Raw genomic sequence first — 9,937 nt, forward strand, 5'->3', positions numbered from 1 at the left:
ATCACAGCCCATCTCGACAGCGTGGCCTGCCAGACCTGCCACATTCCGGCGATGGCGGTCAAGGATCCGACCAAGACCTACTGGGATTGGTCAACCGCCGGGCAAGACCTGCCAGAGGATCACTACACCTACCTGAAGATCAAGGGATCGTTCGTCTATCAGAAGGATTTCAAGCCCACCTACCAGTGGTTCAACGGTAACCTGGACTACCGCTACTTGCTGGGGGACAAGGTCGATCCATCCACGATGACCACCATCGACCGCCCGGCCGGCAGCATCGAGGATCCGCAGTCGCACATTTTCCCGTTCAAAGTCCACGTCGCCAACCAGCCCTATGACACAGTCTATGACTACCTGCTGCAGCCCATCACGGCTGGAGAGAACGGCTACTGGACCAACTTCGACTGGGACAATGCCTTCCGTCTGGCCGAGCAGAGGATGGGTCTCAAGTACTCCGGGAGCTACGGGTTCACCGAGACCGAGATGTACTGGCCGACAACGCACATGGTCCAGCCCAAGGAGAACTCCCTGGAGTGCACGGATTGTCACTCCGAGAACGGCCGACTGGACTGGCAGGCACTGGGCTATCCAGGTGATCCGATGGAGTGGGGCGGGAGGGACGCTCAATGATCCGCAAGCGCCTGTTCCTACTGCTCCTTCTGGTCGTGCTGGTCAGCGCGCTCGTGACTGGTGTGGGCTTGGCGCGCCGCGCCAGTTCACCGGCGGCCCAGCCCTCGCCGATTCATCCGACCTTTGCCTTGCTGGATAAGGATGGCGTCAACGTTCTTGATTCCGGTGCTCCTGTTTCGGCGCAACAGACTTGTGGCCAGTGCCACGACACGGAGTACATCGCCTCGCATGCTTTCCACGCCGACCTTGGGCTAAGTGACCTCGGCAACCCAGCCGAGGGCGCTCGGCCCTGGGATCTGAGCAACGGGCCGTTCGGCGAGTGGAGCCCACTGACCTACCGGCGCCTGTCCACCGTTGAGGAAGAGCGGCCGGACCTTGGGACAGCGGGCTGGATCATGGCCAACGCCGAGCGTTTCGTGGGCGGGGGACCGGGCGTAGTGCGCCCGGAGGGTGTCCTGCACCCGGAGGATTGGGATTGGGCGAAGTCCGGCGATCTGGAGATCGACTGCTTCCTCTGCCATCTGCCCGATCCCAACAACGAAGCCCGCATCCAGGCTATCCGGCGCGGGGACTTCCGCTGGGCATCCACCGCCACTCTGCTGGGAACCGGGATTGTCAAGGCGGGCGGGGATTCTCTTGCTTGGAACGCCGACGCCTTCACCGCCGAGGGTGAGTTGGCGACACCCACTATCCAGGACCCGACCAATGAGAACTGTGCCCAATGCCATGGCCTGGTGCACACGTCCGAGGAGCCGCTGTCGTTGGCAGGATGCTCCCTCGAAAACTGGCAGACCGCCACATCTGGGCAGGTGATCTCGGGTGACAAGATCTCCGCCTCGGGGATGAACCTGGTTGACAAAGAGGCCCTGGCGCGCAGCTGGGATGTTCACGCTGAGCGGGGTTTGGAGTGCACCGACTGTCACTACGCGCTCAACAATCCCGCCTACTACCAGTCTGACGAATCCCCGGCGCATCTGGAATTCGATCCCCGCCGTCTGGAGATCGGAGAATATCTCCAGCGGCCGGACCACAACCTCGCCCGCGGGCAGAGCGCCCAGACCAACCTGGCGCCGGAACTCAAAGGCTCCATGCGCCGCTGCGAAGGTTGCCACGAGACTGAGACCACGCATGCCTGGTTGCCATTCGCTGCTCGGCACTTGGAGGAGCTGGCTTGCGAGTCTTGCCACGCCCCGGCTCTCTACGCTCCGACGCTGAAGTCGGTCGACTGGACGGTGATCACGCAGGCAGGCGAGCCAGCGACGGCTTGCCGCGGCGTCGACGGACAGACAGATTCGATCTCCGACCTGGTGACTGGCTTCACCCCCGTCCTGCTCTCGCGCCAGAACATCGATGGGCAATCCCTCCTGGCGCCCTACAACCTGATCACTTCCTGGTACTGGGTGTATGACGACGCCGGCGGGCCGCGGCCGGTGCGTCTGCAGGACCTGCAGGCGACTTACCTCAGCGGCGGGGCCTATGCCGAGGAGATCGTGGCCGCCTTGGACTCCAATGCGGATGGTGAGCTTTCGGAGGCGGAACTGCTGCTGGATACGCCGGAGAAACAGGCTGTCGTCGCTGAGCGGCTGTCGGCGCTCGGGCTGGCGAATCCGCGCATTGAAGGCGAGATCCAGCCCTACAGCATCAACCACAACATCGTCGCCGGGGAAGGAGCCATCCGGGAGTGTTCCACCTGTCATTCGGATGATTCCCGCATCACCCAGGCGATGGTCGTGTCGGACCGGACGCCGGGCGGCGTTACGCCGACGTTCGTTTCCGATGTCAACACCCGCACCAGCGGCTCGCTCTCATCCTCGGCCGGTGTACTGGCCTACGTGCCAGCCGCGGGTGACCAGAATCTCTACATCTTTGGCCACAGCCGAGTCAGCTGGGTCGACTGGCTCGGGGCATTGTTCTTCATGGGCGTGCTGGCCGCAGTTGCCGTGCACGCGGGATTCCGCTTCTACTCCGCTGTGAGATCGCCGCGTTCCAAGCCTGAGCTCGAACGCGTCTACATGTACGGCGTGTATGAGCGCTTCTGGCACTGGCTGCAAACGTGTGCCATCCTGGTGCTCCTGTTCACCGGCTTGATCATCCACCGGCCGGATATGTTCGGCTTCTTCTCCTACCAGGGCGTGGTCACCGTGCACAATGTCGTAGCGATCCTGCTGGTCATCAATGCCGGCCTGTCATTGTTCTACCACCTGGCGTCCGGCGAGATCCGCCAGTATCTCCCGCGACCTTACGGTTTCTTTGACGACGCGATCGTGCAGGCCAAGTACTACCTCGGCGACGTGTTCAAGGGCAGCGAGCATCCCTTCGCCAAACGGCCGGATCGTAAGCTCAACCCATTACAGCAGGTGACCTACTTCGCCATCCTCAACGTGCTCTTGCCACTGCAGATCCTGACCGGCGCGATGATGATGGGTGTGCAGCAGTTCCCGCGGGCCGCTGCGTGGGCTGGCGGGCTGCCCTTCCTGGCTCCGCTCCATAGCCTGGTGGCCTGGACCTTCGCTGCCTTCATCGTGGGCCACGTCTATCTGACGACAACCGGCCCACGTCCGCTCACTTCCCTCGAGGGCATGACGCTTGGCTGGGAAGATGTCGAGAAGCCGCACACACAGACCTCAGCCGGGACCGGTTCAGTCCCCGCGAAGGAGGCACGATGACAACCGCTGATGCCGCGCACTCCCGATCCATCCTTCGGGCTCTGACTTCCCGCCCGGAGAAGCCGTACATCCATCCCTACCTGGGAGGGGTGCTGCTGGGAATCGTCATGTTCCTGGCTTTCCTGATCACACGCAACGGTCTGGGGGCTTCCGGAGGGATGAACCGGTATGTTGCCGCCGTACAGGACCTGGTTTCCCCTGGGCACATCGACCGCACGCCCTACCTGCTCAAGCTGGCCGGCGGGGAGAAGAATCCGCTGGATGATTGGAGCGTACCGCTGCTCACCGGCGCGCTGATCGGCGGATTCATCTCGGGGTTCCTCAACGGACGCCTCAAGCCCGAGATCAACAAGGGACCGCGCATCTCCAATCGCACGCGGCTGATCCTGGCATTCTCCGGCGGGGCGATCATGGCCTACGGAGCGCGCATGGCCCGCGGATGCACCTCAGGGCAGGCACTGTCGGGCGGGGCCACGCTCTCGGCCGGCTCCTGGGCCTTGATGATGTGCATCTTCGCCAGCGCCTACGCCTTGGCGTTCTTCCTGCGCAAGGCCTGGTTGTAGAGGAGGCTGGCCATGTCGATCTTTCCGCTTCCGCCCTTCCTGGCTCCGTTGAGTGAGAATCCTTGGACCTATCTGGTCTTTGGGCTGATCGGTGTTGCCTTCGGCTTTGTGCTCGAGAGCTCTGGCTTCGGGAAGTCCACGAAACTGGCGGCGCAGTTCTACTTCCGTGACATGACCGTCCTCAAGGTAATGTTCGGTGCCATCGTTACCGCCATGGTGCTGCTGTTCCTATCGTCGGCGATCGGTCTCCTGGACTTCAACCTGGTCTATGTCCCCGAGACGTTCTGGGGCCCTGGGCTGCTCGGCGGCGTGATCATGGGGGCGGGATTCATCATCGGCGGTTTCTGCCCGGGCACATCCGTGGTGTCGACGGCCACTTTCAAGATCGACGGTGCCCTCTTCCTGCTGGGTGCCTTCTTCGGCGTGTTCGCCTTCGGCGAAACGGAGAAGTACTTCGACGGGTTCTGGCACTCGGGCTACGCCGGCCGGCTGATGCTTACGGACGTCTTTGGCCTGCCGGCCGGGGTGGTGGTGCTGTTGGTCGTGCTGATGGCGATCTTCATGTTCTGGGGCGCGGAGCAGCTTGAACGGGTCTTCGGCAGGCGCGAGCTGAAGCGAGAGCCGCGGCTGCGCTACGCCGGGGCCGGGGCGCTGGTGCTCGTGGCCGTGGCCGTGCTGCTGATCGGTCAGCCCGACGCCAAGGACAAGTGGGCCCGCATCGGTGGGGCCAAGGAAGCTGCGCTGGCGGCCCGTGAAGTCCAGATCTCGCCCGGTGAACTGCTGGCAAGCCTGGGAGATGACAAACTGAATGTCGTTCTGCTGGACGTCCGCCCGGAGGCCGACTACAACCTATTCCATCTTTCCGGAGCCCGTCACGTTGCCCTCGAGGAGCTCCCATCACTCGCACCCGAACTCCTTGTTGAGCCCGCAGGCGCAACGGTCACGGTGGTGATGAGCAACGATGAAGCCGGTGCCGCCGAGGCATGGAAAGCGCTGCAAGCGGAGAGCGTCGGCAACGTCTACCTCCTGGAAGGAGGGGTCAACAATTGGATCCGAACGTTCGGAGCCAGCGAGACCGACATCTCCCCTCGGCCGGTCCAGCTTGGGAGCGATCAGTGTGCCTACACCTTCCCGGCCGCGCTCGGTGCCCGCTATGAGGCAGCCCAGCCGAGCCCGCACGAGTGGGTCCTCGAGTACACGCCCAAGATCAAGCTCGAGCGGAAGCGCAGCCCGAGCGGCGGCGGCTGCGGCTGAGGCCGGCTGCATCCATACAACCTCAGCGAGCGCGCCTACGGGCGCGCTCGTTGCGTCTACGCCCATGCCGCGCCGGTCGCCGCTTCGGCCCTCGCGATCGGAAGATCAGCTCCCCAACCGGCGGCTGACTTCGGCATCGGCCCAGCCGGAAAGCGAAGGAGCATTCTGGCCTGGGCCCCCCGGTTGAGGCCGGGAGAGTGGGTCCCCGGATCCGTGCGCGGCAGGGAGGCAGCCGCCCGATGTTCGATTGTCGGCCGGTTGCCGCCCGTTCCGTTGCTGGGGCGATATCGAGGCAGGCAGAGAGTGGCGCGGCGGCCCAGGCCCGATATACTTGAACCCACTCCCAGAGGATGCTGGAATGGGGGGTGGGGAATGGATCGCAGCGTCTGTGGCCGCCCGGTCAAGGATCTTCGTTCCGTTCTCTGAATGGATCGGTGGGCTTGATTCGCCTGCGCCCTGCAAGAAGGGCCTTGCCCCGCCGGACGATGGGCCCCATCCCTGCCCGCACAAGTGATGCTGCGTCTCCCAAGGCACTCACGGCGATCTCCCCATTGAGGCTTGCCGGCTCCTCGACCACCATACGATGATGACGATTCCTTGTCCACAAGAAGGTTGCAGGGACGCGGAGGGGAAATGAAGAGGAACTCCCGCATTCTGCTGGCCGGTGTCGTGGTGCTTACGGCGGCGGCTCTCACCCTGGTCCTTGGGTTCTCGTTGCTGAGGAAGGGTCAGCCTGCGCCGGCTCCATCTCAAATCGCCCTTCCGCCCCTCAATCCGATCCGGGTCACGATTTCCAGCCCCGCTGAGGGCGGCACCTTCCCATTGAACGGCTCGGTGCCGGTGCTCGTTGATCTGGCCAGCGAACTGCCGCTTCAGGGGATCCGCTTCTGGTTGGATGGGTTGGAGATCGGCGCCGTCGTGCCAGACGCACCGGCGATCTCGGCCGAGTTCGGCTTTCCGTCCACGCTCCTGAAGGGGGAAGGGTGGCATACGCTTTACGCCGGTGCAGTGGATCAAGTCGGGCGCGTGGCCCTTTCCAACGCAGTTCATATCAAGAGCTCCCCCGCGGTCGGCATGGAAACCATCTATGTGACAGAAGCGGGGGATACGCTGGATTCAATTGCCGCGGCCTTCCAGGCGGATCCGGACAAGATGCAATCCAGGAATTCCGGCTGGTCGGGGGGAGGTGCCGATCCACATCCGGTCGGGGCAGCGGTGATCATCCCATTCGACCCGCCGTCCCCCCCACCGCAAGCAGAGCCCCCACCCCCGGAGGTGCAACCCCCATTCAGTTCAAGCTTGCCCAAGCCGCCTTCCATCGAGCTTCGGGCTGAGCAATGTGCGGTCACGGTTACACTGCAGGACCTGGCGACCGATGCCGACGGTTTCGTCCTCTACCGCCTGGATGCCCAGGATAACCAGTTCGCTGCGATCTCCAGCTTCGAGGCCGGTCAGGGGGGGCCTCTGGACTATCAGGATACAACCGCCTCAGGCACGGTCCAGTACGTTGCCTCCGCCTACACGGACCAGGGCGAGAGTCTGGGAAACCCGGCCGAGATCGCCCTGACGGCACCAGGCTGTGCCAATCCCTCGACTCTGATCGTATCGGGCAACCTCCTGTCGCTGCCGCCCAGCCCGAATGGCACATACTTCTACTGGGCAACCGAAGGGGCCGGGTACGAACGCTACCCGGCATCGAGCGTCGAATTCCTGACCCTGGAAGACGGAACCTTCGATCTAAGGAGTCTACCGAGTCCGCCGGAGGCCGGGGGAACCCAGACGGGCGTTGCTCTGGAGGCCTGGCGCTGGGATGCCGGCCAACTATCCCTGCTGGGGAGTGCCCAGGCACGCGTTCAGACCGACACGGAGCTCCTGATTTGTCCGAGTGGAACCATCTGCGGCGGTGGGGACAGGCCCTACTCCCAAAGTGCAGTTGTGGGTTCTGACCAGAAGGACCAACTGCGAAAGTTCAAGTGGCAAGTCGTATCACCGCTGGCCTCGAGCTACACGGCGGTGCTCTTCCAGCTTTCGGTCCAGCCCTTTCCAGCGGGCGTCGAGGAGAATCCACCGGGGCTGGCGTACTCGAAAGTCCTCTCAGGAACGGTAGGCTCTGAGGACTACGTGAGCGGGGCCTTCAATCTGAATTTCAAGACCTTTGGGGAGTACTTCACCCTCGAAGGGTCCTCGGCCGTGGATCCCTCCCAGCTCGTCGTTCAGGACAGCGAGTCCCCCGTCCTCATCAACCCGTGGATGGTAAGCCAGTACGAAAAGGACAATCCGGAGAACTCCGGCTTGGCCTTCCTCCTGAATCAGGACGCCAGTTTGAACGACAATCTCGCGAGCATCCCGCTGACCTACTATGCGCGCGTCGTCCCCCTGTCCGGCGGCAAGCTGGTCCCGTCCCCCTCCAACACGGTCACGATCGAGTACCGGCCCAGCGAGACCGATCAGATCCCCGTGCTCGGCTACGCTGCCTCGATCTATGCGATTGACATCCTGAGCTCGGCGGCACCGATTCCGCCCACGGCCCACTGGGGCTGCGTGGATATCCTGGCAGTCAATCCCGCCTCCTACGATTGGTACTGGGGAAACTTCAAGGACAAGCTCCACGACTTCGAGGTGCTTCGCGACAGCCACCAGCCTTACTGCCCTCAACCCTGGCAGAAAGAAGAGAAAGCCTGGTATGAGGAGCTGTGGGACTGGGTAAACGAAGGCCTGGATGCGATCAACGCCATCTATCAGGCCGCCAAGCAGTTGTCCATAGACTACATGCTCTTGCAGTATGACGCGCTCGACAATGTGATCGGCATCTGGGACTTGTGCGGTTGCAGGGATGAGGTCTACGCCGGACTGATGAAGGGCCAGGAGTGGGTGCTCAAGTACCAGTTTGGCGCCCCGGCCGATATCCCGGACCTGAACGAGTTGACCGAAGATGGGATCGATGCGCTCGCCGAGCAGGCGTTGAAGTACGCCGGACTGGATGGAGATAACTGTCCCAAAGAGGTACCGCAGCTGGACTGCAAGAAGTTCCTGGCGGACTCCATTCGGACGTTCAGGGACGAGCTCTTCCGCCAGTCGGTTGCCGCATCCCAGAACGACGCCATCGCCCACGCTCAAGGTTACTACGCGCTGCTGCTACCGTCGGATCCGACGGCGCTCACCGTTCGACCGGCGAAGACCCTCTATTGGCAGATGGCTGAGGCCGTCGTGAGGGTCACCCGCATTCCTGGCGCCTCGAGCCTGCCCGAGGCGCTGCTCGAGAAGCTGCCCTTCACGTTGTCTGCCGAAGTCTACGCGGTGAACGAGACCTGCAGGAAACGGGAGCACTCCTTCTGCGTCGATCAAGTTACCTTCAACGGAGGCCCCGCGCAATGCAACCAGCAGACGGTCATCCTCCCGGACGAACCCTGCCAGGGCATTCTGTTTGGTGGTACGCGAGACCTGCCTTTGCTGGCGCCGGGCGAATCGGCGGACTTCACGGTCAGGCAGCTACCCCGGCAGTATTGGTCCCCCTCCACGCCGGAAGCGTACAAAGCCTACAACCCGTTGGGCGACTTCGACCTTCTCTACCTTGATGCCGAGGCCGAGCTCACGGCGCGCGTGCTGCCCAACGCGTACATGGCCGAGGCCTCGGATGGGCCCGATCCGTTCATCCTACCCGTCCTGAATCCGTCCGGCCTGCTGGGCGGATACTGAGGGAGCGACATGCGCACCACCCTGCGAACCGCTGAGGCTGTGGTTGTCCTGGGAATCCTGCTGTCGGGATGCAACTTCACGAGTGCGTCCGACGCCAGTCCCCAGGCTGCGCCACAGGGGGAATTGCTGGCGTGGGTCGATGCTCCACTGGACGGATCTCGACTGCCAGTGAGGATTCCCTATCCCGTCGTGTGCCACGGTGCCGATCCAGGCGGGGTTTCTGCTGTGGAGTTCCGCGTGAATGGCTCGGCAGAGGGCGAATACCCCGCCGCCGACGGGACTCCGCTATTGCTGACAGCCAGCTTCAACTGGCTTCCGGTCGCGCCGGGACGTGCGGTGCTGGAATGCCGAGCTCGGAACGCGTCGGGCATCTGGAGCGAGCCAGCCGAAGCTGTGGTGATCATCGAGGACGGCACACCGACCTTCACTCCAAGCCCGGTGCTTACGCTCACGGCTACAGTTACGCCCACCCCAACTGCCACTGTCACGTTGACGCCCACTCCCATCCCTCAAACGGGTTTCGCGGGTCCGCCAATCTTTAGCCCGACGCAACTCAATCTGCCCTACGACTGCCCATCGTCTGAACTTGCGGCGGAGATCAAGGTCGCCCCTGGTCAGGCACCGCGCGCGGTGGTGCTGTTCTACCGGATCACGGACAAGGACTTCGCGGAACGCTCGGAATGGGCCAGTCTCGTTATGAACCCGGTGGGAGCCGACACGTACCGCGTGAGCTTCAACCCGGTGAGAGATGGCGGTTTCATGACGTGGCTGTCCAGCCACTGGTCCACCACCTGGGAGGGCTGGCTCTCGACTCAATTCGTCATCCAGGGCGCTGACGGGACCTATACCCGCTCTGATGTCTACAGCCAGGTTGGGATTGGGGGATGTCACTAGGATCCTCGACAAGACGTAACTGCATAACGAGGGTTCGCTAGGCGGATCCCCTGCACAGGAGATGTGGCATGAGGGCTCTTGTTGGCAACTGCCAGCACGAGAACCTCGATGCTTGTCGCGCCTATGCGCTCTTGGACCTGACCGCTGTCGGCTTCCCTCGATCACGGTCGGGGAATCCATGCCGACGCCTCTCCGATCACCACGACAACCCCCACCCTGACAGCTACCCCGACC

The 9,937-nt window shown here is 63.1% G+C and carries 6 protein-coding genes; all 6 read left to right on the forward strand.

Annotated elements, in window-relative coordinates:
- A partial coding sequence (locus MUO23_04545; GenBank protein MCJ7512219.1) for a hypothetical protein occupies window positions 1-630 on the forward strand: 630 nt, incomplete at its 5' end.
- Window positions 627-3,296 carry a cytochrome b/b6 domain-containing protein gene (locus MUO23_04550; protein ID MCJ7512220.1) on the forward strand — a complete coding sequence of 890 codons (2,670 nt, stop codon included), beginning with the start codon at window positions 627-629 and terminating at the stop codon, window positions 3,294-3,296. The genes MUO23_04545 and MUO23_04550, both read left to right, overlap by 4 nt.
- The gene (locus MUO23_04555) at window positions 3,293-3,859 is read left to right on the forward strand and encodes a YeeE/YedE family protein (GenBank protein MCJ7512221.1); all 567 of its coding nucleotides are present in this window, start codon (window positions 3,293-3,295) and stop codon (window positions 3,857-3,859) included. The genes MUO23_04550 and MUO23_04555 overlap by 4 nt, the downstream gene beginning before the upstream one ends.
- Before the next feature lie 12 nt (window positions 3,860-3,871).
- A complete protein-coding gene (locus MUO23_04560) occupies window positions 3,872-5,113 on the forward strand; it encodes a YeeE/YedE family protein (GenBank protein MCJ7512222.1) in 1,242 nt (413 codons plus the stop codon).
- A 633-nt stretch (window positions 5,114-5,746) separates the two neighbouring features.
- Complete coding sequence (locus MUO23_04565) at window positions 5,747-8,809, forward strand: hypothetical protein (protein ID MCJ7512223.1); 3,063 nt, start codon at window positions 5,747-5,749, stop codon at window positions 8,807-8,809.
- Between the two features lie 9 nt (window positions 8,810-8,818).
- Window positions 8,819-9,703, forward strand: a complete 885-nt coding sequence (locus MUO23_04570) for a hypothetical protein (protein MCJ7512224.1) — start codon at window positions 8,819-8,821, stop codon at window positions 9,701-9,703.
- Window positions 9,704-9,937 lie beyond the last annotated feature (234 nt).

It is taken from the genome of Anaerolineales bacterium (genome assembly GCA_022866145.1).
Classification (GTDB): domain Bacteria; phylum Chloroflexota; class Anaerolineae; order Anaerolineales; family E44-bin32; genus PFL42.

What these genes read in the sequence shown, in the direction of transcription:
- MUO23_04565 (MCJ7512223.1), top strand. Translation starts at nt 5,747, where the DNA reads ATGAAGAGGAACTCCCGCATTCTGCTGGCCGGTGTCGTGGTGCTTACG.
- MUO23_04555 (MCJ7512221.1), top strand. Translation starts at nt 3,293, where the DNA reads ATGACAACCGCTGATGCCGCGCACTCCCGATCCATCCTTCGGGCTCTG.
- MUO23_04550 (MCJ7512220.1), top strand. Translation starts at nt 627, where the DNA reads ATGATCCGCAAGCGCCTGTTCCTACTGCTCCTTCTGGTCGTGCTGGTC.
- MUO23_04560 (MCJ7512222.1), top strand. Translation starts at nt 3,872, where the DNA reads ATGTCGATCTTTCCGCTTCCGCCCTTCCTGGCTCCGTTGAGTGAGAAT.
- MUO23_04570 (MCJ7512224.1), top strand. Translation starts at nt 8,819, where the DNA reads ATGCGCACCACCCTGCGAACCGCTGAGGCTGTGGTTGTCCTGGGAATC.